This is a genomic window from Bradyrhizobium sp. AZCC 1577 (assembly GCF_036924575.1).
In the GTDB taxonomy this organism is placed as follows: domain Bacteria; phylum Pseudomonadota; class Alphaproteobacteria; order Rhizobiales; family Xanthobacteraceae; genus Bradyrhizobium.
Genome location: NZ_JAZHRQ010000001.1, coordinates 3496016 through 3522495 on the forward strand (window position 1 = coordinate 3496016; position 26480 = coordinate 3522495).

Annotated in this window: 21 protein-coding genes and 1 pseudogene; 15 read left to right on the forward strand and 7 right to left on the reverse strand. The window is 63.0% G+C overall.

What is annotated here, in order from left to right; translation table 11 throughout:
• Nucleotides 1–314 precede the first annotated feature (314 nt).
• The gene (locus V1278_RS16170) at nucleotides 315–692 is read left to right on the forward strand and encodes an Hpt domain-containing protein (RefSeq protein WP_334363771.1); all 378 of its coding nucleotides are present in this window, start codon (nucleotides 315–317) and stop codon (nucleotides 690–692) included.
• A gap of 135 nt (nucleotides 693–827) precedes the next feature.
• A complete protein-coding gene (locus V1278_RS16175) occupies nucleotides 828–1148 on the forward strand; it encodes a 2Fe-2S iron-sulfur cluster-binding protein (RefSeq protein ID WP_028348595.1) in 321 nt (106 codons plus the stop codon).
• A gap of 25 nt (nucleotides 1149–1173) precedes the next feature.
• On the opposite strand, the gene V1278_RS16180 is transcribed toward V1278_RS16175, so the two are convergent.
• On the reverse strand, nucleotides 1174–1629 hold the full coding sequence (locus tag V1278_RS16180; RefSeq protein ID WP_334381513.1) for an acyl-CoA thioesterase: 456 nt from the start codon (nucleotides 1627–1629) through the stop codon (nucleotides 1174–1176).
• Between the two features lie 157 nt (nucleotides 1630–1786).
• Here V1278_RS16180 and V1278_RS16185 point away from each other — a divergent pair, with 157 nt between their 5' ends.
• Together V1278_RS16185 and V1278_RS16190 are read left to right on the forward strand one after the other, a co-directional pair.
• Complete coding sequence (locus V1278_RS16185; protein WP_334381514.1) at nucleotides 1787–2815, forward strand: NAD(P)/FAD-dependent oxidoreductase; 1029 nt, start codon at nucleotides 1787–1789, stop codon at nucleotides 2813–2815.
• A 125-nt stretch (nucleotides 2816–2940) separates the two neighbouring features.
• Nucleotides 2941–3549, forward strand: a complete 609-nt coding sequence (locus V1278_RS16190; protein ID WP_334381515.1) for a DUF2147 domain-containing protein — start codon at nucleotides 2941–2943, stop codon at nucleotides 3547–3549.
• Here the strand turns inward: V1278_RS16190 and V1278_RS16195 are convergent.
• Together V1278_RS16195 and V1278_RS16200 are read right to left on the reverse strand one after the other, a co-directional pair.
• Nucleotides 3546–5534: a hypothetical protein gene (locus tag V1278_RS16195; RefSeq protein WP_334381517.1), complete on the reverse strand. Its 1989-nt coding sequence runs from the start codon at nucleotides 5532–5534 to the stop codon at nucleotides 3546–3548. The genes V1278_RS16190 and V1278_RS16195 overlap by 4 nt on opposite strands.
• 97 nt (nucleotides 5535–5631) lie before the next feature.
• Complete coding sequence (locus tag V1278_RS16200; protein ID WP_334381518.1) at nucleotides 5632–6687, reverse strand: lysylphosphatidylglycerol synthase transmembrane domain-containing protein; 1056 nt, start codon at nucleotides 6685–6687, stop codon at nucleotides 5632–5634.
• Between the two features lie 386 nt (nucleotides 6688–7073).
• On the opposite strand from V1278_RS16200, the gene V1278_RS16205 reads away from it, so the two are divergent.
• Entirely contained in the window at nucleotides 7074–7580 is a 507-nt protein-coding gene (locus V1278_RS16205; RefSeq protein ID WP_334363765.1) for a YciE/YciF ferroxidase family protein, read from the forward strand.
• Nucleotides 7581–7751: 171 nt separating this feature from the next.
• Complete coding sequence (locus V1278_RS16210; RefSeq protein WP_334363764.1) at nucleotides 7752–10154, forward strand: EAL domain-containing protein; 2403 nt, start codon at nucleotides 7752–7754, stop codon at nucleotides 10152–10154.
• 19 nt (nucleotides 10155–10173) lie between these two features.
• Here V1278_RS16210 and V1278_RS16215 read toward each other — a convergent pair whose 3' ends face one another.
• Nucleotides 10174–10608, reverse strand: a complete 435-nt coding sequence (locus V1278_RS16215) for a hypothetical protein (protein WP_334363762.1) — start codon at nucleotides 10606–10608, stop codon at nucleotides 10174–10176.
• A gap of 71 nt (nucleotides 10609–10679) precedes the next feature.
• Here V1278_RS16215 and V1278_RS16220 point away from each other — a divergent pair, with 71 nt between their 5' ends.
• Nucleotides 10680–11312 carry a hypothetical protein gene (locus V1278_RS16220; protein WP_334363761.1) on the forward strand — a complete coding sequence of 211 codons (633 nt, stop codon included), beginning with the start codon at nucleotides 10680–10682 and terminating at the stop codon, nucleotides 11310–11312.
• A 70-nt stretch (nucleotides 11313–11382) separates the two neighbouring features.
• Nucleotides 11383–11991 carry a YdcF family protein gene (locus V1278_RS16225; RefSeq protein WP_334381519.1) on the forward strand — a complete coding sequence of 203 codons (609 nt, stop codon included), beginning with the start codon at nucleotides 11383–11385 and terminating at the stop codon, nucleotides 11989–11991.
• A 2-nt stretch (nucleotides 11992–11993) separates the two neighbouring features.
• On the opposite strand, the gene V1278_RS16230 is transcribed toward V1278_RS16225, so the two are convergent.
• Entirely contained in the window at nucleotides 11994–13334 is a 1341-nt protein-coding gene (locus V1278_RS16230) for an aminotransferase-like domain-containing protein (protein ID WP_334381520.1), read from the reverse strand.
• Between the two features lie 179 nt (nucleotides 13335–13513).
• Between V1278_RS16230 and V1278_RS16235 the strand changes: the two genes are divergently transcribed.
• The 5 genes and pseudogenes from V1278_RS16235 to V1278_RS16255 form a co-directional block, all read left to right on the forward strand.
• Nucleotides 13514–13750 carry a DUF1127 domain-containing protein gene (locus tag V1278_RS16235; RefSeq protein ID WP_334381521.1) on the forward strand — a complete coding sequence of 79 codons (237 nt, stop codon included), beginning with the start codon at nucleotides 13514–13516 and terminating at the stop codon, nucleotides 13748–13750.
• Nucleotides 13751–14007: 257 nt separating this feature from the next.
• Nucleotides 14008–17085 carry an autotransporter outer membrane beta-barrel domain-containing protein gene (locus V1278_RS16240; RefSeq protein ID WP_334381522.1) on the forward strand — a complete coding sequence of 1026 codons (3078 nt, stop codon included), beginning with the start codon at nucleotides 14008–14010 and terminating at the stop codon, nucleotides 17083–17085.
• A gap of 264 nt (nucleotides 17086–17349) precedes the next feature.
• On the forward strand, nucleotides 17350–20439 hold the full coding sequence (locus V1278_RS16245) for an autotransporter outer membrane beta-barrel domain-containing protein (protein WP_334381524.1): 3090 nt from the start codon (nucleotides 17350–17352) through the stop codon (nucleotides 20437–20439).
• 210 nt (nucleotides 20440–20649) lie between these two features.
• A complete protein-coding gene (locus tag V1278_RS16250; RefSeq protein WP_334381525.1) occupies nucleotides 20650–21816 on the forward strand; it encodes a helix-turn-helix transcriptional regulator in 1167 nt (388 codons plus the stop codon).
• 124 nt (nucleotides 21817–21940) lie between these two features.
• Nucleotides 21941–23110: pseudogene (locus V1278_RS16255) on the forward strand (multidrug effflux MFS transporter); the annotation flags it as partial.
• A gap of 67 nt (nucleotides 23111–23177) precedes the next feature.
• Here V1278_RS16255 and V1278_RS16260 read toward each other — a convergent pair.
• Together V1278_RS16260 and V1278_RS16265 are read right to left on the reverse strand one after the other, a co-directional pair.
• Nucleotides 23178–23603 carry a universal stress protein gene (locus V1278_RS16260; protein WP_334363751.1) on the reverse strand — a complete coding sequence of 142 codons (426 nt, stop codon included), beginning with the start codon at nucleotides 23601–23603 and terminating at the stop codon, nucleotides 23178–23180.
• A gap of 158 nt (nucleotides 23604–23761) precedes the next feature.
• Nucleotides 23762–24316, reverse strand: a complete 555-nt coding sequence (locus tag V1278_RS16265; protein WP_334381526.1) for a SixA phosphatase family protein — start codon at nucleotides 24314–24316, stop codon at nucleotides 23762–23764.
• A gap of 94 nt (nucleotides 24317–24410) precedes the next feature.
• Here V1278_RS16265 and V1278_RS16270 point away from each other — a divergent pair, with 94 nt between their 5' ends.
• On the forward strand, nucleotides 24411–25895 hold the full coding sequence (locus V1278_RS16270; RefSeq protein ID WP_334381527.1) for an NAD(P)/FAD-dependent oxidoreductase: 1485 nt from the start codon (nucleotides 24411–24413) through the stop codon (nucleotides 25893–25895).
• Between the two features lie 63 nt (nucleotides 25896–25958).
• Entirely contained in the window at nucleotides 25959–26459 is a 501-nt protein-coding gene (msrB, locus tag V1278_RS16275) for a peptide-methionine (R)-S-oxide reductase MsrB (protein ID WP_334363748.1), read from the forward strand.
• Nucleotides 26460–26480: the final 21 nt, after the last annotated feature.

Consider the following 26480-nt stretch of genomic DNA (forward strand, 5'->3'; position numbering starts at 1 on the left):
GGATTCATAATCCCCCGCGGACCGCAAGCATGCCCGCCGGCAGCTTGTCCGCTCATCCGCGAACATCCTATTGGTTGAGCGATACGAATGAAATGGCCGTGATTAAGACATTCTTAATCATCGTTAACAGCTTTGTTCCTTAAGGCCCTAAGGATACACAATTTTTTGGAACCGAATCTGGAATCAAGGCGGATTGTCGACAAAAGCAAGGCAAAGTTGCGGCGCATTCCGAGAACGTTCCGTTAACTGCTGTCGTGATTGGCTGACCAAAATGCCCTCCGGGAATCACGCGGCAGGGCGATCCGGACCTTGCCATGCCGCTTCATCTCGAACGGGTAGAATGGATGCCATCGCCACCGCTGGTTCCCGGCGACGGGCCGATTGATTTCGAACATCTCGACCGCATGACGCTCAGCGATGCTGGCCTCGAGCGGGAGGTATTGACGATGTTCTCGGCCCAATCGGCAAGACTGGTGCACAGGCTCGCCGCCATGCCTGCGGATGCCGGGACGCTGGCGCACACGCTCAAGGGCTCGGCCCGTGCGATCGGCGCTTTTGCGGTCGCCGACGCTGCAGCCCGGCTGGAGGCGGCAATCGCTGGTGGCTCCAATGCATCAGCGCCGCTCGCCGAACTGGACGAGGCCGTTGCGCAGGCGCGGGCAGCGATCGAAGCGGTTCTGCATCGTTCCTGATCGGAAAGCGGTCCGGATCGGCCAAAATCCCGGTAAAATGCTGCCTCAGGTTTTCTTCCCGACCGCTGGCGCTGCGCGGATCGACCCGTTATAGGACTGCCGGGACTCCTTACCTATCCGGCAGCACGAGCGATCATGGCCAAAATCCACTTTATCGACCACACGGGCGAAAAACGAACCATTGAAGTCGAGAACGGCGCGACCGTGATGGAAGCCGCGATCCGCAACGCCATTCCAGGCATTGAAGCCGAATGCGGCGGAGCCTGCGCCTGCGCAACTTGTCACGTCTATGTCGACGAGGCCTGGCGCGAGAAGGTCGGCGCGCCGACTCCGATGGAAGAAGACATGCTGGATTTCGGCTTCGACGTGCGGCCGAACTCGCGCCTGTCGTGTCAGATCAAGGTGAGCGACGACCTCGACGGCCTCGTGGTGTCGACGCCGGAACGGCAGGCCTGAACTCTGGAAGACGTCACCGCGCGCATCATGCCGGTCTTGCTCCGCGGCGAATCCAGCGCTCAAAATTGGCCAGGATCTCCGGCGTCAATGGCGTTGGCTTGCGCGTAGCTTCGTCAAGCAGCACCGAAACCGATTGCGCCGATGCAACGCATTTGCCTTCGGAGAAAACCACCTGATCGAAGGTGACCGAAGTTCGGCCGAACTTGACGACGCCCAGTCCCATTTCGATCGTGCCAGGCCAGCGCAATTCAGCGCGGAAATACATGTCGAGCCGGACCATGATCCAGGTGACGCCGTCCGGCATCAGCCCGTAGCTGCGGTCCTTCATCAGCGTGACGCGGCCGGTTTCGAAATAGGTCGCGTAGACTGCGTTGTTGACGTGCTGGTTGGGGTCGAGGTCGGCAAATCTCACATTGTCCGACAATCGGTACGGAAAATCCTCCAGACGCGGGGTCGCGTCGGGACGCAAGTGGGCATTCACGGGGCCATCTCCGAAAGTCTCGTTTCCTTACAGCCCACTTGTCGAGTGACGGCAAGGGGTTGCCGCGGCCAGGAGCACGATATTTGGCTTTCCTGTTGCCGCTGCCTTGGCTAGACAGATGCGGCATTTCGCCAGGTTCAACCGAAAAGAAGCTGATATGAGCGAAGCGATCAAAACCGATGTGCTGATTATTGGCGCAGGTCCGTGCGGCCTGTTCGCCGTCTTCGAATTGGGCCTGTTGGACATGAAGGCGCATCTGGTCGACATCCTCGACAAGATCGGCGGCCAGTGTGCCGAACTCTACCCGGAGAAACCGATCTACGACATTCCCGGCATTCCCTTCGTCACCGGGCAGGGCCTCACCGACGCACTGCTGGAGCAGATCAAACCGTTCGGTCCGACCTTCCATCTCAACGAGATGGTGGAGACGATCGAGAAGATCGGCGATCGGCTGTTCCGCGTGACCACCGATGCCGGCAAGGTGTTCGAGTGCAAGGTGGTGGTGATTTCCGCGGGCGGCGGTTCGTTCCAGCCGAAGCGTCCTCCGGTGCCGGGCATCGAGGCGTATGAGGGCACTTCGGTATTCTATGCCGTGCGCAAGATGGAGCAGTTCCGCGACAAGAGCATCCTGATCGTCGGCGGCGGCGATTCCGCGCTCGACTGGACGCTCAATCTGCATCCGATCGCCAAGCGCGTGACGCTGCTGCACCGGCGCGACGATTTCCGCGCCGCGCCGCACAGCGTCGAGCAGATGCGTGCACTGGTCACGAGCGGCAAGATGGATCTGAAGATCGGTCAGGTGACGTCGCTCGAAGGCGAGGGCGGCAAGCTGTCCGCGGCGATGATGAAGGGCAACGACAACGCGGTCTCAAGGATCGAGTGCGATACGATGCTGCCGTTCTTCGGGCTGACGATGAAGCTCGGTCCGGTTGCGAACTGGGGCGTCGCGCTCGAGAACAATCTGGTGCCGGTCGACACCGCGGCGTTCGAAACCAATGTTCCCGGCATCTTCGCGATCGGCGACATCAACACCTATCCCGGCAAGCTCAAGTTGATTCTGTGCGGATTTCATGAGGGCGCGCTGATGGCGCAGAAGGCGCACCGCTACGTCTATCCGGACAAGCGGCTGGTGTTCCAGTACACCACCTCGTCGTCGAGCCTGCAGAAGAAACTCGGGGTCAGCTGATTCCCAAAAAATGACAGTTGGGCTCGCGGAGCTTTGTCGGGGCGCGCGGCGATCGTCGCTGGAACCGTCCGCGAAATGGCCTTAGTCTGCGGCCATTCCTCTAGCGAATTGATCAGGTGATGACGATGCGCAAGCTGGCCGGATTTCAACTGATACTCCCGCTTCTGATCGGGCTCGCGTTCGCCGGTGAACTCGCCGCGCAGCCGGCGGAACCTTCTGCCGCCGGGCTGTGGGAGAAGGTCGAGAAGGGCAAGCCGGTCGGATGGTTTCTCGTCGTCGATCGCAACGGCACCTTCGAAGGCGCGTTCGCCAAGCTCTTTTCCGAACCCGGCGATGCTCCCAATCCGACCTGCTCGAAATGCACTGACGATCGAAAGGATGCGCCGTGGCTCGGGCTCTCCTTCATCCGCGACATGAAGCGCGAGGGATTGAAGTACGAGAATGGCAACGTGCTCGATCCGCGCGATGGCAAGATCTACAAGGCGAAGATGACGCTCAGTCCCGATGGGCAGACGCTGACGATGCGCGGCTATCTCGGCATTTCGCTGTTCGGCAAGGATGAAGTATGGACCCGGCTGCCTGATACGGCGCTGGCGCAGGTCGATCCTGCTGTCATCGCAAAATATCTGCCGGCGCATGCCGCGGTCACGAAGCAACCCGCAGGTTCGGCAAAGGCCCCGGCAGCGCCCAAGAAGACAATGGCGCCGGCGCCAGTTACTGCACCTGCGCGCTAGTTCAATCCGGTTCTGCCTGGTGGACGTGGCACGCCCGGCAAAACCGGTATCGGCTGCATTGGTTGTGAGGTGACTTCAGGCACCGCCGCATCGAGCTGCAGCACGGCGGCGGCAGCCGGCACGGCGGCATCCGCCATCGCAGCGTGGCCCTCGGCACTCGGATGCACCGCGCCGCCATAGACCGCCGACAAGACGCCCCAGGTCGCATCATGAATATCGGATGGCTGCTGCGACGCCGGCAGGCCCTGCGGGTAGGTCATCGCCGCGAAGTAGCTGTCGTTGGCGTCTCGGATCCAGCGCGCCCGCGGCAGATAGGCGCGGTACTCGCCGGCGCTGCGGCCGCACAGCATCGGCTGGTTGGCGGCCGTGACGAGATCGGGATCGAAGCTGTCGCCGGTCGCCGAGAAACATTGCCGGTCGAATTCGGGGTCGTTTTCGGCGCGTGCGCAGAAGCCGTGATTGGCAAAACTGGCTTGATGGCTGTCGACGAAGGTCATGCGGTCGGCGCGCGGATTGCGGCACAGGATGCCGCCCTCACAGAGCGCCAGCGCTCGCAACTGCGGCAGGAATTCGCTTTCGACGAAGTTCGACACGGCCGCCAGCCGCTGCGGCTGGGCATTGAACGAGGGATGAATGTCGAAGCCGGCGCGTCCGCCGGGGCAGGGCGCGCCGCCATTCGACAGCGTCGGATTGGCGTAGGCGGTGTAGACCACCCGCGACAGGTCGCCGCCGAGAAGCGGCTTCAGCGCCTCGCGCAGCTTGGCAAAGCCCTGCGGCAGGTCCCGCGTCATCGCACTGCGTGCGTCGTCCACCGAGGCCATCACGCCGCTGCGCCGAAACAGCGCGCGTTCGGTCGTCGTGTCCACGATGACGTCAGCGACAAGGCCGGAAAAGTAGATGTCGTTGGCGCCGATCGACAGCAGCACCAAGTCGAGCTGGCGGTCCGGCTGGCGGCGCTTCGCGGCAGTCACGGCTTCACGCAGTTCGGCTAGTTGCCCGTTGACGGTGCCCTGGCACGCACCGCCCGATTTCGACGGCAAGCAGTCGCGGGCGCGCTGCGAGCCGAACAGCCCATCGGCAATCGTGGCGCCCGTGCAGGCCAGCGGCAGATAGGTCACCGCGATGTGCGGATATCGTATGGCAAGGGCCAGTGCGGTCCGGGTCTGATAGCTGTACAGCGAACGGTGGCAGGCAGGGTTGAACCAGAGCGCGCTCTGCCGCTGCAATACGGCGAGGGAATCGGGCGCCTCGCAGGCCCGTCCGCCTTTATACCCCGCGCGGCTCGGCCGGTAATATTGCGAGGCCGCTGTTCCGAGATAGGAGCGGAAGCAAAAACCTTCATCAGCGAGCGCAATGGGACGGTCCGGATTTCCCTCGCCGGACGCGATGCTGTCGCCGAGACCCGCGATGAAGATGTCGCGTACCGCGATCTCGGTGAAAGCGCGCTGACTGCCCTCGGAGCTGGATATGTCGGCGGTCACGACTGTGGTGCGGCCATAGCGGACGCGGAGATTGACCGGTTCGGCGCAGTCGAAAGTGGAAGTTTGCGGGCCGTCGCCGTCGTCGACCGTCCAGGCGCAGGTCGCGCCGACCGGCACCGGGCCCGTCAGACGGATCACGACCGGATGATCGATCGGCGTCAGATAGCTTTCTTTGGTGTTGTCGCGCGTGCAGGGCTCGCTGACGCGGCCCGCAAGATCGATACAGAGCCGGTTCACGGTGTTGCGCGCCCAGCCGCGGCCGTCGCTCTGGATCGCCAGCACCTGCTCCGAAGCCAGCACGCTGCGGCCGCGTCCGGTTTCGGCATGCAGCAGGAAATCCCGCTCCTCGCGGAACAGGCGGAAGCGGTTACGCACCTCCCAGGAAATCTGCAGCGGCCCGTAGCCGCCGGCGGTCTGGGCTTCCGCCGCGGACGTGACTAGTCCAGTCAGCACGCCGGCAAGCAGCGCGGCCGACATCATCGAACGTAGGAGAATTCCAGCCATGGCGTCGTTTGACGTTAGTGGTAAGGCAGAAATAAGAGAATGAGGCAGCTCCGGCCCAAAACACCAGACGGCGCAGATAACGACGCCGTTACCAGCTTCAGGGTTGCCGGCCCTTGATCGGTTGCCGCACCCTGGCCTTGGCCGTACAGGCTTCGCTGAGCCGGCGCCGTTCCTGCCAGGGCTGCACCACGCTGAGCCAGACTTCGCGCGTCCCCATGATCGAAATCGAGATGCCGAAGGGGATCAGGAAGTAGAGGATCCGGAACACCACCAGCGTCGCCAGCAATTCTTCCCTGCCGAACTCTGGCAGCGCCACCAGCATCGCCGCGTCGAACACGCCGATGCTGCCGGGCGCATGGCTGGCAAAACCGAGCAGCGTCGCCAGGATGAATACCACCGCCAGCGAAACGAAATCGATGTGCGGCGCCATCGGCATCAACAGATACATCGCCAGCGCGCAGAAGCCGAGATCGACGACGCCGATGAGGATCTGCAGCAGCGTCAGCCGGGCGGAGGGCAACACGACCTTCCAGCCGTTCTGGCCGAGTTCGCGGCGGCCTTCGCCCATCAATAGCCAGACGAAATAGGCGGCGATGCCGGCAAGGCAGCCGATCGCGATCAAGCGGTTCATGGCCGGCGGCAACAGGTCCATCGCCGACGCCGCCTCGGGATGCCAAGCCATGCCCAGGCCGAGCACGAACAGATTGCCGAGCCAGAAGGTGAGGCCCGAGAGGAAGCAGATTTTTGCGACATCGATCGCCGTTAGACCGTAGTCCGAATAGATCCGGAACCTGATCGCGCCGCCGGTAAACACGGTGGCGCCGATATTGTGGCCGATGGTGTAGCTCGTGAAGCTCGACAGCGCGGCGATGCGATAGGGCACGTGCGTCTTGCCAATGGTTCGCAAGGCAAAGAAATCATAGAAAGTCAGCGTGCAAAACGCTCCCACCACGCACAGCGCAGCCAGCGCGATGCGATGCGGTGCGATTTCGGTCAGCGCAGTCAGAATGACCCCGGTGTCGACGCCCTTGAGGGTGCGCACCAGATGGGTGATCGCAAGAGCTATGATGAGAAGACTCGCGACAATTCCCAGCCGTTTCCAGCCGACCTTCTCCTTGAAGCCACGCCTGAGCGCGGTCAGCAGCCGATGCATTCATCCTCCCGGCGGGGCGGCAGTACGTAAAGATGGGGCCTGTCACGACGGGTGACAGTCGACGGTCAGAGGCACCGTGCGCGAAACCCATAAGCCAAAACCGGGCCGTTGTGCAGCCCTTGACAAGCATGCCTTTTGGCGTCGTTCGCCGCCTTTGTCATACGCCATACATATGTCGCGGCGTTAACGAATTTGAGTCGCAACGAGGTCCGTTCCGCGGGCACTTTTTGCCGCGCCGTTCCGTCCGTTCCATCGCGGCGTTTTCGCGGCTTTCAGGAACGTCCTTTTCGCAAGCAAGTTAGCCTCTAACAGCACCGAACATGAAGCGCGCGCCCGGCCAGCACGAGGCCTGCGCCCTGCGTGTTCCCAAATGAAGGAGAACCGCAATGGGACTGTTCACCAAAGACATCAAGACCATGAACGACCTGTTCGTCCATCAATTGCAGGATATCTACTATGCCGAGAAGCAGCTCGTGAAAGCGCTGCCAAAAATGGCCGAAAAGGCCACCGACAAGCAGCTCAAGCAAGGATTCCTGAGCCATCTCGACGAAACCAAGACGCATGTGCAGCGCCTCGAAGAGATATTCCGTATGCACGGCGCCGAGGTGAAGGCGGTCGATTGCCCGGCGATCGACGGCATCATCGAGGAAGCCGATGATGTCGCGGGCGAGATCGCTGATAAGGCCGTGTTGGACGCGGCCCTGATCAACGCCGCGCAGGCTGCCGAGCACTACGAAATCACCCGTTACGGCAGCCTGGTCGCGTGGGCACGGCAGCTCGGCCGCAACGATTGCGCCAGCATCCTGCAGAAGACGCTCGATGAGGAAAAGACGGTCGACAAGAAGCTGACCTCGCTGGCGGAAGGCAAGGTTAACCTGCGAGCCGCAAGCTGATTCATCGCGCCATTGAGGCAAAACGCCGCGCGGGCAAGTGGCTCGCGCGGCGTCTCCGTGCCGGCATGCCTGGCATGCCAAAAAGCGTTTGTTCACCATCCGCGCAACTGCGTCGCGGCGGTTACGCCAAATATACCAATAGGGTGCTGTTACAGGCCTTCGGGGGTCTGTATGTACCGCGTCCTAACTTGCCTCACTGCCGAGCATGACTGGCGTCTGGTCGTGCTCGCCGGTGCCATTTGCTGGCTCGCCAGCGCAGTCGCCATCAGTCTGTTTCATCGTGCCAGGGCCTCGCGCGGCCGTACGCGCGCGATCTGGATCGGCCTCGACGCAGCGGTCGGCGGCTGCGGAATCTGGGCCACCCATTTCGTCGCGATGCTGGCCTACGATCCCGGCGCCGGAGCCGGATACAGCATTCCCATTACGCTGTTGTCGCTGGTCTTCGCGATAGGCATCGTCGCTGTCGGTCTGTGCATTGCGCTGTCGAGCGCACTGTGGCCGGTGGTTGCGATTGGTGGTGCCGTGATTGGCGCGGGCGTCGCCGCGATGCATTATACCGGCATGGCCGCACTCGAGCTTCCGGCGTTCATTGTGTGGTCGCCTGGCATCGTTGTGGCCTCGATCGTTTTTGGCAGCGTGTTTGCCGCCATGGCACTTCTTGTTGCCGTGCGTCGCGATGATCCCGTTTATACCATGGGCGCCACCGGACTGCTGACGGTTGCCATCGTTTCGCATCATTTCACGGCGATGGGCGCCGTCACGCTGATTCCCGACCCGACGCTCGGGACCGACGGGCTGTCGATTTCACCGACCGCGCTTTCCTTCCTGACAGCGGTGGCGGCGTTCGCTATCCTCGGGCTATCGCTGCTGGCGGCCATGATCGATCGCCGCGCCAAGGGCGAGCTGCATCAACAGAAAGTCCTGCTCGACACCGCGCTCGACAACATGTCGCAGGGACTTTGCATGTTCGATGCGGACGGCCGCATCCTGCTATTCAACCAACGCTACGTCGAGTTGATGGACCGGTCCGGCATGCCACTGCAAGGCCGGTTGCTGATCGACGTTCTGCGCGAACTGAAATCGGTCGGCGAATGGGACGGCGATCCCGATGAATTCTTCGCTGCGGTGGTAGCGGATGCCAAGGCCGGCAACACCGTGACCAAGTCGATCGGCCGCAACGGACGTTCGCTCCGCGTCGTCGACCAGCCGATGAAGGGCGGCGGATGGGTCGCGACGTTCGAGGACATCACCGAATGGCAGGCTGCCCAGGAACAGATTTCCCACATGGCGCGCCATGACGCGCTGACCAATCTGCCGAACCGGACGTTGTTCCGCGAGCAACTCGAGAAGGCGTTGCGGCTCGCCAAACGCAGCGATCAGCTTGCGGTGCTCTGTCTCGACCTCGACCACTTCAAGGACATCAACGATTCGCTCGGCCATCCAGTCGGCGATGCGCTTTTGAAAGAAGTCGCCCGCCGTCTCGGCGAATGCATCACCGAGAATGACACGGTGGCGAGGCTGGGTGGGGACGAATTCGCGATCGTGCAGTTCTGCAACGATTGCGACCCGTCCGCCGTTTCCTTGCTCGCCAGCCACGTGGTCGAGAAGGTTTCCGCGCCTTACGAGATTGCCGGCCATCAACTCGTCATCGGGGTCAGCATCGGCATTTCGCTGGCGCCGGAGGACGGCAAGAACCCCGACGAGCTCCTCAAGAAGGCCGACCTCGCGCTCTACCGCGCCAAGGAGGACGGCCGCGGCACCTACCGCTTCTTCGAGACCGGGATGGACGCCCGCGCGCAGGCAAGGCGGCTCCTGGAGCTCGACTTGCGCGCCGCGCTGCAGCGCGGAGAATTCGAAGTCTATTACCAGCCGATCCGCGACGTCGCCAAAGATGTCGTCGTCGGTTTCGAAGCGCTGGTGCGGTGGAATCATTCGCTCCGCGGCATGATCTCTCCGGCCAACTTCATTCCGCTGGCAGAGGAAACCGGCCTGATCGTGCCGATCGGCGACTGGGTGTTGCGCCGAGCCTGCCTCGACGCGGCCCATTGGTCGCAGGAGGTCGGCGTCGCCGTCAATCTGTCGCCGGTGCAGTTCAAGAATCCCAATCTGGTATCGACGGTGACGGAGGCGCTGAAAGCCTCGGGTCTTCCGGCGCACCGGCTCGAGCTCGAGATCACGGAATCGGTGCTGCTGCAGAGCAGCGAGGCCACGCTCTCGGTTCTGCACGAGCTTCGCGCCTTCGGCGTCCGGATTTCGCTCGACGACTTCGGAACCGGATATTCGTCCCTCAGTTACCTGCGCAGCTTCCCGTTCGACAAGATCAAGATCGATCGCTCGTTCATCACCGAACTGGCGACGCGCGATGATTCGATGGCGATCGTCCGCGCCGTGACCGGCCTCGGCAAGAGCCTGGGTATCATCACCACGGCTGAAGGCGTCGAGACCGACGCGCAGTTCGACCTCTTGCGCCAGGAGGGCTGCACGCAGGCGCAAGGCTATCTGTTCAGCCCGCCGCGCCCCGCTGCCGAAGTGGAAACGATGCTATCGAAGCCACGGGCGCGGGTCGTCGCTTAGTTTCTCAAGTCTTGCTTCTCTAAGCCTTGCGCAGCGCGAAATGCGCGCCGCAGAATGCCATCACGGCGCCGAGGCACAAGGCCGCAAGGCCGGCGAGCACGCCCGACACGGTCGGGACCGGGCTCGGCGCCGAGGCGGCCTGTCCGGCGCCGGCAAGGATCAGCACGCCGACCGCGATCAGGAATTGTCGCATCCGCTGCGGAATTTGGCCCGAGGCCGCGCTGTGCATTAGGTTGGCGGTAGAATAGCCGCCGGAAAAGCCCACTGTCGCGATCAGCCACCACGCGATTGCCGCGCCCGCGGGCATGAATTCGCTTGTGTCGGTTCGCCACAGGCCCCCGAGATCGAGCCCGTAACGCGCGCCCAGCATGTGCACGGCCAGCGCCAGCAGCACTCCGGAAACAATCGCGCCGGCCAGGATCAGGCGACGCGGAAAATAAGTCGTATCGGCCATGGCCCGCTTGTAAGGTAAAGCCAGCTCGCCGCGCAAGCAGGCCGCACTCAACCGACAACGGGATTTTTGAATTGCCCCCTTCATTAACGGAACAGGCCACGACAGCAGGGGAGGGCACGCCCGGAACCCGCTATGTTTACAAGGCATCGCTGGTCGGATCGGCGCATGAATTCGAACTCAGGGATGAAGGGCTGTCGTGGCAGGCGAGGGGAAAGGCCGGGATCTGGCCGTACGTCGATATCGTGGCTGTGCGTCTCTCCTACCGGCCAATGTCGATGCAGTCGCGCCGGTTTCGCGCCGACATCGAACACAAGAGCGGCCAGCGCATCACCGCTTTTTCGACAAGCTGGCACACGGTCGTGCTGATGACGCCGCAGGACCGCGATTACCGCGCCTTTATCGAGCAATTGCATGCGCGCCTGAAGGCCGCGCGCGGCACGGTCGCGTTGGTCGGCGGCATCGGGCCGATGACCTATGCCGGCGGCTGTCTGCTATTGGCGTTGGTCGCGATCGCGATCGCAGGATTGCTCGCGCGCGCAGTCGCTACGGGTGAATTCGCGGGCGCTTTGTTTCTGGTCGGGTTCGCCGCCCTGTTCGGATGGCAGATGGGCGGCTTCATCTGGCGCAACAAGCCCCGGCTCTACACGTTCGATGAGCTGCCCGAGACGTTGCTGCCGGCGGCGCCTCGCAATCCGGCGAAATGAAATGTGACTTCGCCGGACGCGTGACGCACGGCATGATGATCGGACCGTTTTCGCTATCAGACGAACTGCCGTGACGGATCGAAACAGGCGATCGCCAACTGAGGCCGAGATTGCCGCGATCAACACGCGGCATCTGATCGAGACGCCGTTACGGCCGGCCGATCTGCTGTTCGTATTCGGAACGCGCGAGGATGTCGAGGAGCGCGTCGATGAAGCCTGCAGGCTGTGGCGCGACGGATATTTTCGCTGGGCGATCGTGAGCGGCGGCGTGACGCCGGGATTGGATCTGTCGGAATGCGAGGTCATTGCGGGCGCCATGATCGCGCGGGGCGTTCCGGCCGACATCATCCTGAGAGAGGACCGCGCGATGAACACCGGCGAAAACGTGATTCTTTCGCTGCCGATCATCGACGCTGCGCTCGGCCTTGCCAACATCCGAAGCGTGATCTGCCTCGGTAATACCTGGACCGCGCGCCGCTATCCGATGACGCTGCACCGACACTGGCCGGAAGTGGAGAAGATGCTGGTCATGGTCGACAGTTTCACAACGCCGCGGGCGCTCTGGCACACCGACGCCGAATTCAGCCGCCGCATGCTCCAGGAATGGGACAAGATCGAGCCGTACCAGGCGAGGGGCTTCATCGCGGAATGGCCGGCAAGCCCGGCAGGCGACCGATAGTTCTACTCGGTCGTATCGACATCTTCTTTCGCCGTCAGCATTCCCGCCAACGTTCGCAGCGCCAGATCAAGCTGTTCGGTGCTGGGGGCGCCGAGCGCCAGGCGGACCGCGTTGGGGGCGTGTCCTGGACTTACCGCGAAGGTGGTCGAAGGCGTCAACGCGATGTCGCGCCGGGCCGCGGCCGCGACGAATGTCTGCGAGCGCCAGTGCTGGGGCAAGGTCAGCCAGAGATGGTAGGATTTGACATTGGCCTGAACATCGAATCCGGCCAGGTATTTGGCCGCCATCTGCTGGCGCCGTGCCGCATCGATGCGTTTCAGGCGTGACAGCTCGGCTACCGTGCCATCTGCCATCAGCCGCTGTCCGGCGGCAAACGCAAATCCCGAAGCCGTCCATCCGCCCGATCGAACCGCGGACATGACGCGTTCGCGCAGCCGCGGCGGCGACACGATGAAGCCGAGGGCAAGGCCGGGCGCCACCTTCTTCGACAGGCTGTCGAGCGTGATGCAGCTATCCGGCGCGAGCGCGGCCATCGGGGTTTCTTCGTCAAGAAAGCCGTAGACCGTATCCTCAATGACGGTGAGGCCGAGCTTCTCGACCACGCGCAGCAAATCGGCGCGGCGCGCCGCTGGCATGGTCATGCCGAGCGGGTTTTGTATCGTCGGCTGAACGTACAGCGCCGACAAATGCGCTTCGCGGTGAGCCTTCTGCACGGCGTCCGGGCGAACGCCGTTCTCATCCATCGCAAGCGGCACCAGCGTCACGCCAAGCCTGACGGCGATGTCCTTGATGAACGGATAGGTCAGCGCCTCGACGCCGCAGCGGCCGCCGCTCGGCACCACCGCCGCAAGAGCGGCGGCGATGCATTGCCGCCCGTTCGCCGTGAAGACGAGTTGATCGGGGGCCGGCGACCAGTCCTCGCGGGAGAGAAACTCGGCGGAAATGGTCCGCGCGGCAAGAGTGCCTGCCGTGGTCGAGTGCCGCAACGCGAGATCGAGCACCTCGGGGCGTTCCAGCCCTGCAAGGCTTCTTGCGATCATCGCCGATTGCGTCGGCAGTATCGGGTAGTTCACTTCCAGATCGATACGCGCGCCGCGCGGCTCGGCCGGCATGGCGATGCCGCGGCGCGTCTCGCCAGACACGAACGTGCCGCGTCCGACTTCGCCGACCACCAGGCCACGGCGCAACAACTCGGTATAGACGCGGCTCGCGGTCGAGACCGCGATCTTGCGCTGATAGGCGAAGCTGCGCTGCGGCGGCAGGCGATCGCCGGGCTTGAGCGCGCCGTTGGCGATCTCGGCGGCGACGGTATCGGCAAGCTTTAAGTACTCGAACTTCGACATTATTGCACCGAGAGCAATGTTTTCCTTGCACCGAGAAAGGTATCGGATCATTTTGGACCCATCAAGCCCATGATTGCACTGAGAGGGGTGCAAGCAATCAGAACTCAATAGGTGCAGGCGCTTAGACGGCGTTTGCGCCGGCGGCAGCGCTTTGCCGTTCGCAAGCAAGGAGAAGAACGATGACGACGATATCCCAGACGGCGGGTCAGCCTGCTTCCCGGAAGGGCCCGGTCGGATTTTTCGGCCTGCTCGGACGCTGGGTGAACGGCATCGTTACTCATTTTGCGCACCGCGAGGCCATCAAAACGTTGAGTGAGCTGGACGATCGCGCGCTTCGCGACATCGGTGTCGAGCGCAGCCAAATCGAATCGGCCGTGCGCGGCGTCATCGATCCGATGTACGGGCGAATGATGTGAGACGCGTTCGGCTTCATCGATCTGCAATGCCAACGGCCCGGTCAATCGATCGGGCCGACTTGCGTCGTGCGCCGCTCCGTTGAACCGAGCGAGCCTCCCGGGCGGCGTTCAATGGCGCATGCGTGGCTAAAATATCCCACTACCCAGAATAGAATGAAGACCCGTGGCCGTCTCCTAGGTTCGTAGGACGCCGACTTCGTGCGCGATCGGTACGTGAACGATCAACGCAACGGAACCGAGCGAATCTGGAGATGGAAATGACCTTGTTACGCGCAAGCCACCTTATGTTGCGGCACGCCATCGCGCTGGCGCCGCTGGTCGCGCCAATCGCGGCGTTCGATCGCGCTCAGGCGGCATGTGATCCGACGTCGCCGGTCAACAATTCCACCATCACCTGCGCGGGTACCACGACTAACGCCAACGGTACCGACGGTTATGGCACGGATACCGATACCGGCAACACCATCAACGTCGCTTCCGGCGCCTCGGTGACAGGAACGCGCCATGGCCTGACGTTTAGCCGCGGAACCGTCAACAATTCCGGATCCATTGCGGGAGGCTCCAGCGGAATTTTTGGGGCATTGTTAGGGGCTGTAAACAACTCTGGGATTATCTCCGGACTGCGAGTCGGCGTTGAACTGCAAAGCGGCGAGGTGACGAACGCGCAAAGCGGCACCATCACCGGTAGTGATGGTGTTCTGATTGTCGATCAAGCCAAGGTGTCTAATGCGGGCACTATCTCGGGCGGAGGTGCCGGTGTCAGTTTTCTTAGGGACGGCGGAATCGGCGAAATCTCCAACACCGGCACCATCAGGGGCGATATCGACGGTATATCAAGCCTCAAATCTCTTAACGTTGCCAATACAGGCGACATTGTTGGGCTTGCAGCGTTTGGCATTCGGTCTGATGCCGAGGTCAATGTGGCCAACGGGGTTAGCGGCAACATCTCTGGTTTTCACGCTGGCATCGAAGCCGCCACCGTCAGGATCGACAATGCGGGCCGCATTGCAGCGACCGATGCGGCCGGTATCGGCATCAATGCCATCACTAGTGCTACTATCAACAACTTCGCGACAGGCAGGATATTCGGAGGAACATCTGCGATTGCTGTTGTCGACGGCACTATCAATAACGACGGCCTGATCTCATCGTTTGGCCAGACCGTGCGATTTTCCGGTGGTGCCATCAACAACACAGGCACGATTACGGGCGTGGAGGCCATCGGCGGTAGCCCGGACAAGGTGATTAATTCGGGCAACCTCTTCGGTATCACACAAGCGATCAGCAGCGGGAGCGCGGTCGATGTAACCAATTCAAGCACCGGCCTGATCCGCGCGACGATTGCGGGCGGAATCGCGATTAGCGCCGCAGATGCCACGGTGAACAATTCTGGCATCATTTTAGGAAATGACGCCGGCGTCAGCGCCGGCGCCACTAGGGTAAATAATGCAGGCAACATATCGGGCGAGAATGTGAGCGGCAAAGGTATCCGCGCTCAAGCCACCGCGGATGTCATCAATTCCGGCTCCATCTCGGGAGGGAACGCCGGCATCACCGCCTTCACGCGCGCGACTGTGCGAAACGGCGGTATGATCTCCGGCGGTGTGTTCGGCATCGCGGCCGGAAACGGCGGTAATGGCACGATCGACCTCACCAATTCCGGCAGCGTCACCTCGCGCGACATCGCTCTCGCGTCCGGCACCATCAACGTCAACAATTCCGGCAATATCTCCGGCAGCAACAGAGCGATCAGCGCGAACGATATCAATCTCGTCAATTCGGGTGTCATGTCGGGCGGCGAATCCGCCATTCTGGGTGGTAACGTCAACATCGTGAATTTGGGTAGGATCGCCGGAGGTAGATTCGGGATGGACGCGGGAGATTCGATTGTCGCCAACTCCGGCAGCATATCGGGAGCGGAGACCGGCATCTTTGCGGCTAGTGCTGCCATTACCAATTCCGGTACCATCTCGGGCGATATCGGCGTCCGGACAACCTTCACCAAAGGAAGCACCATCGACAATTCCGGTAGCATCGTCGGCACTGGCGGTACCGCAATCAAGCTGACCTCCGCCGCCGACACGCTGACATTGCGGACCGGTTCGCGCATCGTCGGCGTGGTCGACATGGGTTTTGGCAACGACGTCGTCAACGTTGCGGTCAGCGCGCCCAAGACCAGGGTGTCGTCGCTGACGTCAGTGGCGCTTCCGACTTTCATCAATTTCACCGGCGTCCTCAACACCAGCTTCTCGACGGGCAACAGCAATCCGGCGGTCTCGGCCGGGACCACGCTCGCCACGCTGGATCCCACTGCGCTCGCACTGGCCGACCGCGCGCTGATGGATTTCGCCGGCGGCGTGTCGTCGCTGGTGCAGGGGCGTCTGAACGGCGTGCCGCCTTCGGCGAACGGGTCGATGATGGCGATGGCTTACGCAGCGGACGGCAGCGATACCGGGCGCTTCGTCAAGGCTCCCAGCGCTTCCGGCTGGAGCGGTGCCGCGCCGATCACGGTGTGGGCCAATAGCTTCGGCGGTCAGCGCACCCAGGACGAAACGGCGGCCACCTTGCGCGCCACCAACACCGCCTGGAGCAGCGCCATGGGCATCGACCGCAGGATACGGTCGGACTGGCTGGTCGGCGCCTTCATCGGCGGCGGCTCGGGACGGCTGTCGGTCGATCTCGGCTCGCAGCGCGTCGACACCGACTACCTGTTCGCCGGCGGCTACAGCCGCTTCGAATGGGCCTCGCAGTTCTTCGATTTCACGGTGCAGGGCGGCAGCTCGACCAACAAGTCGGATCGGCTGGTGCTGAACAACGGTGCTGCGGAGACGGCAAGAGCGACGTATGACGGCTGGTTCATCAGCCCGGAACTCGCTTACGGCATGCGCTATCAGATCGGCAATGGCTATGTGCTGACGCCGACGGCGCGCGTGCGCTATGTCGCGGGCTTCTTCGACGGCTATTCCGAGACAGGTTCCGCCCAGGGGCTGACGGTCGGCAGCCGCACGCTGCAGAATTTCGAGGAGCGCGGCCAGCTCGAAGTGTCGAAGACGACAAGCTTCTTCGGCGGCGATCACAGCCTGAAGACCAGCGTGCATGGCGGCGTGATCGCGCAGCAGCGCGTCGGCGATACCACCGTCAACACGGTGCTGATCGGGCAGGGGCTTTCGTTCGCGGCTCCCGGCAGTGGCAGCACGGTGGGCGCGGTGTTCGGCGCCGGCTTCGATTACCACACCGCCAAAAACGTCGCGCTGTTCGGCGCCGTGGAAGGCATTGCAATGTCCGACCAGAGCCGCATCGGGACTGCCAGGGGCGGCATTCGCGTCGCGTTCTGAGAGGCTGCGGAGCATCTCGCAACGGCAAAGGCGCGCTTCGATCGACTGCTATGAAGACCAGCCGGCCCGGTCGATCGACCGGGCCGAAATTGTTTGTCGGATCGCGTACCGCGCAACGCGTGATCACGCAGCGTGGCTAAAATAGCTCACTACCCCGAATAGAAATGAAGCGGGTCATCATCTCCCAGGTTCGTAGGACGCGGACTTCGTGCGCGATCGGTACCCCAACGATCAGCGCGAAATCGAACGAATCTGGAGATGGAAATGAAATTGTTGGCTCAACCCCATTCTATGCTGCGACACGCAATCGGGCTGGCGCCGTTGATTGCCCTGGCCGCACCGGTGGACCGCGCCGAGGCCGCGTGCGATCCGGCATCGCCGGCCAGCAATGTCACCGTCACCTGTACCGGGACGACGACCAATGCAAATGGCTTTGACGGTTACGGCAGCTTTACCGACAGCGGCAACACCATCAACGTCCTGTCTGGTGGCCTGGTGGCCGGAACCGACATTGGCTTGGTATTTAACGACGGCACGGTTAATAATTTCGGCACTATTGCCGCTACAGCCGGTATCATTGCCGTGGGCCCCGCCACCGTGACGAACTCCGGTACCATATTGGCCGAGGAAGCGGGCATCGCCGCCGGTACTGCCAAAGTAGATAATGCCGGTTCGATATTGGCGACGCGCACAGACGGCGCCGGCATCCTTGCGAATACCTTCGGCGACGTGATCAACAGGTCGACCGGCACCATCTCGGGTGAGGTGCAGGGCATCCGCGCTGTCACCGCCAAGGTGGACAATGCTGGCGCGATAACGGCGACCGGCGTCAGCGGTATCGGCATTAGCGCCACCTTCGCCGATACCATTAATAGGGTTACCGGCACGATTTCGGGTGGGGCGATTGGGATCAATGCCGAAACCGCCCGGGTGAACAATGCCGGCAGTATCTTGGCGCCGGGCACAAACGGTGTCGGCATCGGGATCGGTGCTGCCAATGCCGAGGTAGTCAATACGGGCACAATCTCGGCCAACGCGGACGGCATCGCGGCTGCCACCGCCGTTGTGAACAACTCGGGCGCCATTTCGGGTGGGCTGGCGGGCATCAGGACTTTCACCTTCGCGGATGTGGCTAACGCCGGCACCATTTCGGGCGGATTCGCTGGCATCGACGTCACGACGCTCGCGAACGTAGCGAATGCCGGCACCATCTCAGGCAACAATTTTGGCATTGTCAGTGTCAGTCGCGATGGCGGCAACATCAACGTGACGCGCAACACCGGCATCATTGCGGGTGCTCGTGGGGGCGTTGTCTCCCTCGGTTCCCTGAACGTGAACAACTCCGGCACGATCGCGGGAGCAAGCAGCGCCGCCATCGAGGGTGATACCGCTAGCGTGAACAATGCCGGCCGCGGCACCATCTCGGGTGGGCAGTTCGGCATTTCCGCCCGTGTCGCCAGTGTAGAGAACGCGGGCACCATCGAGGCCACGGCTGTAGACGGCACCGGCATTCGGGGAGGCGACGTCGCCAACGTGGCGAATTCCGGCACCATCTCGGGCGGGAACAGCGGCATCACCGCCTTCACGCGCACGACCGTGAACAACGGCGGCATCATCTCCGGTGGCGTATTCGGCATCGCCGCCGGAAACGGCGGTAATGGCAGGATCGACGTCACCAATTCCGGTAGCATCATCTCGCGCGACATCGCGCTCTCGGCCGGCGTCGTCAACCTCACTAATTCCGGCAATATCTCCGGCAGCAATAGAGCGATCAGCGCGAACAATATCGATCTCGTCAACTCGGGCGCCATGTCTGGCGGCGAATCGGCTGTTTTCGGTGACAACGTCAAGGGCATCAATTCCGGCTCGATTGCGGGAGGCAGGTTCGGTGTGGCGGCACACGCTGCGACCATCACCAATTCCGGCAGCATTTCGGGAGCGCTTAGCGGCATCCTTGTTGACCGGGGCACGATAGCCAATTCCGGCACGGTGTCGGGCGACGTTGGCATCCTTTCCTTTGGTAACGGCAGCACCATCGACAATTCCGGTAGCATCGTCGGCACTGGCGGTACCGCAATCAAGCTGACCTCCGCCGCCGACACGCTGACATTGCGGACCGGTTCGCGCATCGTCGGCGTGGTCGACATGGGTTTTGGCGACGACATCGTTAACGTTGCGATCAGCGCGCCCAAAACCCGGGTGTCGTCACTGACGTCAGTGGCGCTTCCAACTTTCATAAATTTCACCGGTGTCCTCAACACCAGCTTCTCCACCGGCAACAACAATCCGGCGGTCTCGGCCGGGACGACGCTCGCAACCCTCGATCCGACCGCGCTGGCGCTGGCCGATCGCGCGGTGATGGATTTCACCGGCGGCGTGTCGTCGCTGGTGCAGGGCCGGCTGAACGGTGCGCCGCCGTCGGCGAACGGATCGATGATGGCGATGGCATACGCGCCGGAGAGCACCGATGCCGGGCGCTTCGTCAAGGCTCCCAGCGCTGCCGGCTGGAGCAACGCTGCGCCGATCACGGTATGGGCCAATAGTTTCGGCGGTCAGCGCACCCAGGACGAGACCAGCGCCACCTTGCGCGCCACCAACACCGCCTGGAGCAGCGCCTTGGGCATCGACCGCAGGGTGCGGCCGGATTGGCTGGTCGGCGCCTTCATCGGCGGCGGCTCGGGACGGCTGTCGGTCGATCTCGGCTCGCAGCATGTCGATACCGATTATTTGTTCGCCGGCGCCTACAGCCGCTTCGAATGGGCCGCTCAGTTCTTCGATTTCACGGTGCAGGGCGGCAGCTCCTCCAACAAGTCGGACCGGCTGGTGTTGAACAACGGTGCTGCGGAGACGGCGAAGGCGCGATACGACGGCTGGTTCATCAGTCCGGAACTGGCCTATGGCATGCGCTACCAGATCGGCAACGGCTATGTGCTGACGCCCACGGCGCGCGTGCGCTATGTCGCGGGCTTCTTCGATGGCTACTCCGAGACGGGTTCGGCGCAGGGGCTGACGGTGGGCAGCCGCACCCTGCAGAATTTCGAGGAGCGCGGCCAACTCGAAGTGTCGAAGACGACGAGCTTCTTCGGCGGCGATCACAGCCTGAAGACCAGTGTCCATGGCGGCGTGATCGCGCAGCAACGCGTCGGCGACACCACCGTCAACACGGTGCTGATCGGGCAGGGGCTTTCGTTCGCGACACCGGGCAAGGGCAGTACGATGGGCGCGGTGTTCGGCGCCGGCTTCGACTACCACACCGCCAAGAACGTCGCTCTGTTCGGCGCCGTGGAAGGCGTTGCGATGTCCGACCAGAGCCGCATCGGGACTGCCAGGGGAGGAATTCGTGTGGCCTTCTGACGGGGGCAGGCCATCCCGCGCCGGTAAGGCGCGATCGTAATGATGCGCCGCGGCACCGCGATTGGCCTGAGCCCCAACAGCCATCCTCCATTCGGAGGATGGCTGTTATTCCCGGCGACCGGATCAATATAATTTGAGGCGACGATGAGCCCGGATCATCGCAAGTACGCAAGCGCGCATCATGACGCCTGCACCGGGAAGCGTTTCGGAATGAACACAGTGTCACATCTGCGGTCGGTCTCCGAAGGCGCTTTCCATAATCAGCAACAGCTCAGTGACCTGATTGGCATCGTTTATGATGCCGCCATTGATCCATCGCTTTGGCAGCGCACCCTCGAAAGGGTCGCCCTTTTTGTCGGCGGCTCCGGCGCCGGACTTTTCTGCAAGGACGTCGGAGTGCCGCACGCCGCGATACCGCACAGCGTTGGCTTTGAGCGGCCGTTGCCCGTTGCCCTCTTTCGACAGATCTATTCGGCTGCGGAGGGGCACTTTCTCGGCGATCTCGAAGTGCCGATTGCCACCACCGATCTGATGCCTTTCGCAGACTATGCTCAGACCGACTTTTATCGACAATGGGCCGAGCCTCAGGGCCTGGTTGATTTCCTGAGCGCGGTCCTCGACAGGACGGTGATCAGCTCAGCCATCTTCGGAGTGTTCCGCCACAAGCGAAACGGCATGGTCGACGACTACGCGCGCCGGCAGATGAGGCTGATCGCCCCGCATATCAGGCGCGCCGTGTTGATCGGGCGGCTGTTCGAGTTCAAGGCGGCGGAGTTGGCGACGTTCGTCGATGCGCTCGACGGGCTTGGTGCGGGCATGTATCTCGTCGATGCGGCAGGACGCCTCATTCACGCCAATGCCGCCGGCAACGCCATTCTCGGCACCAGCGACATTCTGAGCTCGGTGGGCGGGCGGCTGGCAGCCAATGATGCGCAGGTCGACCGCGCCTTGCGAGACGTCTTTGCGGCTGCAGGGCAGGGCGATGCGGCGCTCGGCAACAAGGGGATCGCCGTTCCTCTGATCGGAAGCGATGGCGAGCGCTATGTCGCCCATGCACTGCCGCTGACCTCGGGCGCACGCCGCCGCGCCGGTGTTGTCCATACCGCTGCCGCGGCCTTGTTCGTTCGCAAGGCGGCCTTGGCGGTCTCGTCCGCGCCTCAAGCCATCGGCAGCGCGTTCAAGCTGACGCCGACCGAACTTCGCGTGTTGCTGGCGATCGTCGAAGTCGGCGGTATTCCGGAAGTCGCGATCGCATTCGGTGTTGCCGATACCACGATCAGGACGCATGTCAGCCGTCTGTTCGAAAAGACGGGCACCGCGCGTCAGGCCGATCTCGTCAAGCTCGTTGCAGGATATGCGACACCTCTGACCGACTAAGCGCGACGTTCGGCTGGGCCCGGATGTTGATGATTTGCAAGTTTCTCCGGCATTCGTAGGACGACACCCAACAATCAATTGTTCAGGGTGGCCAGCGTCCCGATCGGCGGAAGGCACGCAAGCCATGAGCATCGAAGTCGTTCTGAGCAAATTGCCTGCGATCGCGCCCAGGCAGCGACCAGCAATAGCCCCCAGGGCAGTGATTTGTGCATTTGCAGCTACGGGAATTCTTTCGACGAATATCTTTCTGCCCTCGCTGCCGGTGATCGCGGCCGATCTGCGCGTTTCCAGCGCGGCCGTCACTTCGACCATTACGGTTTTTCTGGCGATTTTTGCCGTCGGACAGTTGATTGTGGGCCCGTTGTCGGACCGACTTGGACGGCAAATGCCTATCCTGATCGGGCTCTGCATTTTCGTGCTCGGAACGATCTGGTGCGCGTTTGCGGGCGATCTGCTGGGCCTCCTGGTTGGCCGATCGCTGCAAGCTTGTGGCGCATGCACGGCTGCCGTGCTCTCGCGCGCCATCGCCCGGGATCTGTTCGATGGCCAGGCGCTGGCAAAGGTGATGGCATCGATCACGATCGCAACGGCCGCTGCCCCAGGGTTCTCACCGCTCGTCGGCAGCGCGCTTGATCATCTTTTCGGCTGGCGCTCGGAATTTGCTTTTGTCGCGATTTTCGCGATCTGCGCCGGGGCGGCGTATGCGATATTCGTCGGCGAAACCAAGGTGGCCTCCGACAGTTCCCTGCATCCGCTCGACATTGCCGGTTCCTATCTCGGCCTGCTTCGAGACGCGCGGTTCGTTGCGCCTGCCAGGACTGCAGGTCTCTTGATGGCCGGCCTGTACGCCGTTGTCTCAGGCGCGCCACGGATATTTCTCGAAGGCTTCGGCTTGTCCCCGGTTATGCTGGGTCTGCTGTATGCAGCCGTTGTTTTCCTGGTGTTTGGAGCAGGTATGCTGGCGCCGAGACTTTCGGCACGGTTCGGTTCCTATCATGCGACGTTGGTCGGCCTGGTATCGGTCGTTATAGGAGGTGTCGCGCTGCTTCTCGCGGCTCTGGTCGCGAGGAACTCGCTGCTGCCGTTTCTCGTCGCCGCTTCGCTCTTTCTGTTCGGGATGGGAATCGCGAGCCCGCTGTCGAGTGCGGCCGCGCTGTCGCCATTCGGTAGTAAGGCCGGCCTGGCGGCAGCCTTGTTCGGCTTCTCCCAAATGGCTGGGGCCGCATGTGGCGCCTCGCTCGCGGCGATCCTCTCCAGCGACCCGGCCATCGGGCTTGGAACCGTGCTGGCGCTGACGTCTCTTCTCGCGCTGGTCCTGCACGGGTGGAAGGGCCACCAGAATCGCGCGGTACTCAGGTGGCCTAATGGCGGACCACCAGCACCGAGCACTTGGCATAGCGCACCACATGGCCGGCGTTGGAGCCGAGAAAATAGGTCCGCATCGCCGGCCGGTGCGAGGTCATCACGATCAGGTCGGCCTTGACCGCCGCCGCTTCTTCAAGGATCTCGTGATAGATGCCGCCTTTCCGCACTGCGGTGGAAATGCGCGGCGCCTCGATGCCGGATTCCTGTGCCACGATCGCGAGCGCTTCCTCCGAGGTCGCGCGCTGCTGGACGTCAAAATCGGCCGGTACGTATTCCGCCAGCATCACTGGCGTCATCGGCAACACATTGAGCAATCGTACCGAGCCGCTCCAGGTTTGCGACAGCGTTGCGGCGGTCGCGATCGCGGGCTTGGCCAGATCGGTATCAGCCAGATCGATCGGCACGAGAATCGACTTGAACATCTGAGCCTCCCGCTGCAACCTGTCCGGTTCTGATTTGTCAGAACCCGACTCCAGCCCTTTGTTTTGACGCGCTTTCTTTTACGCGAACTTGTTCTTAATTCGCTCGAAAACTGCATCGTGGCGAGTTTAGCACGGGAGAGCCTGGATGTCCGCGCACCTCAATCGTCCAGCGCCTGCTTCAGCAATTTCGGGCTGGTGAAGCGCACGAGCTTGCCGCGGCGGAACGCCACCTCGCTCCAGTCCTCGGTGGCAAAGTCGAGGATCGCCAGTCCCGCGGTCGGCAGATTGTCCTCGAGCGCCTTCTTCGCCGCCGCGTCGCCGCTGCCGGCGAGCATCAGCGCCAGCTCATGCATGCCGGGATTGTGGCCGACCAGCATCAGGCGCGCGGGGTCGGTGACCTCGGCCATGCGGATGATCCGCAGGAGCCGCGTCGGCTCAGCGCCGTAGAGTTCATCGAGCAGTTCGACCTGTGGCTTCGGCGGCCGTTCCCGCACTGCATCCTTAATCGCGTCGCGTGCGATTTCCCAGGTCTGCCGCGCCCGCACCGCGGTCGAAACCAGAACTGCGTCGGGAAAAGGCGGATGCCGGCCGATCCAGGTTCCGATAGCGACGGCATCCCGCCGTCCGCGCTCGTCGAGTCGGCGGTCGTGGTCATGGCCCGAAGGCGCATCGTGTTCGGTCTTGGCGTGACGCAGCAGCATCAAACGGCGCATTGGCGCGATCTCGATTCGGTCTTAGTCTGGACTAATCTACAAGCTCATGTCTGGGACGAGGTGACAAGCGCTGCAGCCGGCCGTAAGAAACGCCATGCCCGAGACTTTCTCAAGTGCGACCAACGGCCCCGACGACGGCCCTTTTCGCTCGCGTCTTTCGTTCGACCTGGATGTCGACATTTGCGTGGTGGGAGCCGGACTTGCCGGTCTTACGGTAGCTCTGGAGGCCGCGCGACGCGGCGCCAGCGTGGCCGTACTCGAAGGCCGGCATGTTGGCTGGAACGCGTCCGGCCATCAACTCGGTACGGTCATGCCAGGCTACAGTCTTCCGATCGGCGACCTGATCGAGCGCGTGGGCATCGAAGACGCGCGCGAATTGTGGGCGCTGTCGAAGGAGGGCGCTGACTACGTTCGCGGCGCCGCAACCGAAGAGGCGATGCCGGGAATTGCGCTCACTGAAGGCGCGCTGGAGGTCTCCAACGTCGATGCCGGCGAGACGCTGATCAGCCGGCTGCAGACACTGAGCGAGGATTTCGAGACTGAAGTCGAGGGATGGCAGGTCGATCGCGTTCGCGATCAACTCGGGACGGCACGCTATTTCCACGGCATCTATTATCCGCGCGCGTTCCAGATCGACGGCCGCAAATACATCCATGGCCTTGCCGCGCAGGCAAGGCGGGCGGGCGCGCGCATTTTCGAAGATACCCCAGTCGTCAGCATCGATCCGTCGGGCATTCGCAAGCGCATCGTGACGCCGTCGGCGCGGCTGCGCGCCTCTCATATCGTGCTGGCCGGCAACGTTCATCTCGGCGCCCCGTTACGACGCCTGTCGGAGACGCTGCTGCCGGTCTGGCGCTATGCCGCCGTGACAGAGCCGCTCGGCGAACGGCTCGGCGAGGTGATCGCCTTCAGGGGCTCGGTGGCCGACAGCGACGGCATCGATCATTTCCGAATCATCGACGGCGACCGGCTGATGTGGGCGAGTCCGGAAACCACCTGGGAGGCGCGGCCGCGCCGCTTTGCCCCCCTCATTCAGCGCCGCATTGCCACCATCTTCCCAAGCCTCGGCAAAGTACCGATATCAGACGTGTTCGGCGGCGCGGTCGGGGTGACCGTGCACGGCATGCCGCAGATCGGCCAGTTGCGCAAAGGGCTGTGGGTTGCCAGCGGCTTCGGACGCCACGGGCTGAACACTTCGGCGATGGCCGGCCAGGTCATCGCGCGCAGCATCCTGTGGGGTGAGGACCGCTGGAAACTGTTCTCGCCATTCGAACTGGTCTGGGCGGGCGGCGCCACCGGCCGCGTAGCCGGCCATTTGATCGGCCTGTGGGGGCGGGGCCATTCCGCGGCGGCGGGCGCGCTGGCCCGTTACCGCGAAGGCGCCCGCGCCCGGGAACGGGTGCGCGAGGCGCGGTTGGCGGAGGCCAACCGGCAGGCCGGAACCAGGCCGCCGCGCCGTCCGCCGGTCGCGCCGCGCTCCGTGCGTCCACAGCCGCCACGGCCGGCAGAGGCCCGGGACGGCGGGATGTCGGTCGTTCCCTCGCAGGAAAGTGAGAAGATCCGGGACGGATCGGTGTAACTTCGGCGCTTCCGGGCCGTACTTGATGGCGAACCGTTAGGCCCGCCTCGCACGGAGAATTCCATGTTCGACCGCCGTTTCCTGCTCGCATCCGTAGCCGGCCTGTTTGGCCTGGCCGCTTTCCGCTGGCTGCGCACCACGCCAGCGCAGGCCGCCGGGAAATTCGAGGTGGAAAAGACCGACGCCGAATGGCGTGCCCAGCTCACGCCACAGCAGTATGAAATCCTGCGCAAGCACGGCACCGAGCGGCCGGGCTCGAGCCCGCTTCTGAAGGAAAAGCGCAAGGGCATCTTCGCCTGCGCCGGTTGCGATCTGCCGCTGTTCTCCTCGGAAACCAAATACGACAGCGGCACCGGCTGGCCGAGCTTCTGGCAGCCGCTCGACAATGCCCTGGGCAAGACCGAGGACCGCACTTACGGCATACTGCGCACCGAGGTGCATTGCCGCCGCTGCGGCGGCCATCTCGGACACGTCTTCGATGACGGGCCAAAACCGACCGGCTTGCGCTATTGCATCGACGGGTTTGCTCTGGTGTTCCACCCTGCGGGGCCGTCGGCCTCCTGAAGGCCGCCACTCGGCAATTGT

Bases quoted from the DNA above. Each gene is read 5' to 3' on its own strand.
- V1278_RS16170 (WP_334363771.1), top strand. From the start codon at position 315: ATGCCGCTTCATCTCGAACGGGTAGAATGGATGCCATCGCCACCGCTG.
- V1278_RS16175 (WP_028348595.1), top strand. From the start codon at position 828: ATGGCCAAAATCCACTTTATCGACCACACGGGCGAAAAACGAACCATT.
- V1278_RS16185 (WP_334381514.1), top strand. From the start codon at position 1,787: ATGAGCGAAGCGATCAAAACCGATGTGCTGATTATTGGCGCAGGTCCG.
- V1278_RS16190 (WP_334381515.1), top strand. From the start codon at position 2,941: ATGCGCAAGCTGGCCGGATTTCAACTGATACTCCCGCTTCTGATCGGG.
- V1278_RS16195 (WP_334381517.1), bottom strand. From the start codon at position 5,534: ATGGCTGGAATTCTCCTACGTTCGATGATGTCGGCCGCGCTGCTTGCC.
- V1278_RS16200 (WP_334381518.1), bottom strand. From the start codon at position 6,687: ATGCATCGGCTGCTGACCGCGCTCAGGCGTGGCTTCAAGGAGAAGGTC.
- V1278_RS16205 (WP_334363765.1), top strand. From the start codon at position 7,074: ATGGGACTGTTCACCAAAGACATCAAGACCATGAACGACCTGTTCGTC.
- V1278_RS16210 (WP_334363764.1), top strand. From the start codon at position 7,752: ATGTACCGCGTCCTAACTTGCCTCACTGCCGAGCATGACTGGCGTCTG.
- V1278_RS16215 (WP_334363762.1), bottom strand. From the start codon at position 10,608: ATGGCCGATACGACTTATTTTCCGCGTCGCCTGATCCTGGCCGGCGCG.
- V1278_RS16230 (WP_334381520.1), bottom strand. From the start codon at position 13,334: ATGTCGAAGTTCGAGTACTTAAAGCTTGCCGATACCGTCGCCGCCGAG.
- V1278_RS16235 (WP_334381521.1), top strand. From the start codon at position 13,514: ATGACGACGATATCCCAGACGGCGGGTCAGCCTGCTTCCCGGAAGGGC.
- V1278_RS16240 (WP_334381522.1), top strand. From the start codon at position 14,008: ATGACCTTGTTACGCGCAAGCCACCTTATGTTGCGGCACGCCATCGCG.
- V1278_RS16245 (WP_334381524.1), top strand. From the start codon at position 17,350: ATGAAATTGTTGGCTCAACCCCATTCTATGCTGCGACACGCAATCGGG.
- V1278_RS16250 (WP_334381525.1), top strand. From the start codon at position 20,650: ATGAACACAGTGTCACATCTGCGGTCGGTCTCCGAAGGCGCTTTCCAT.
- V1278_RS16260 (WP_334363751.1), bottom strand. From the start codon at position 23,603: ATGTTCAAGTCGATTCTCGTGCCGATCGATCTGGCTGATACCGATCTG.
- V1278_RS16265 (WP_334381526.1), bottom strand. From the start codon at position 24,316: ATGCGCCGTTTGATGCTGCTGCGTCACGCCAAGACCGAACACGATGCG.
- V1278_RS16270 (WP_334381527.1), top strand. From the start codon at position 24,411: ATGCCCGAGACTTTCTCAAGTGCGACCAACGGCCCCGACGACGGCCCT.
- msrB (WP_334363748.1), top strand. From the start codon at position 25,959: ATGTTCGACCGCCGTTTCCTGCTCGCATCCGTAGCCGGCCTGTTTGGC.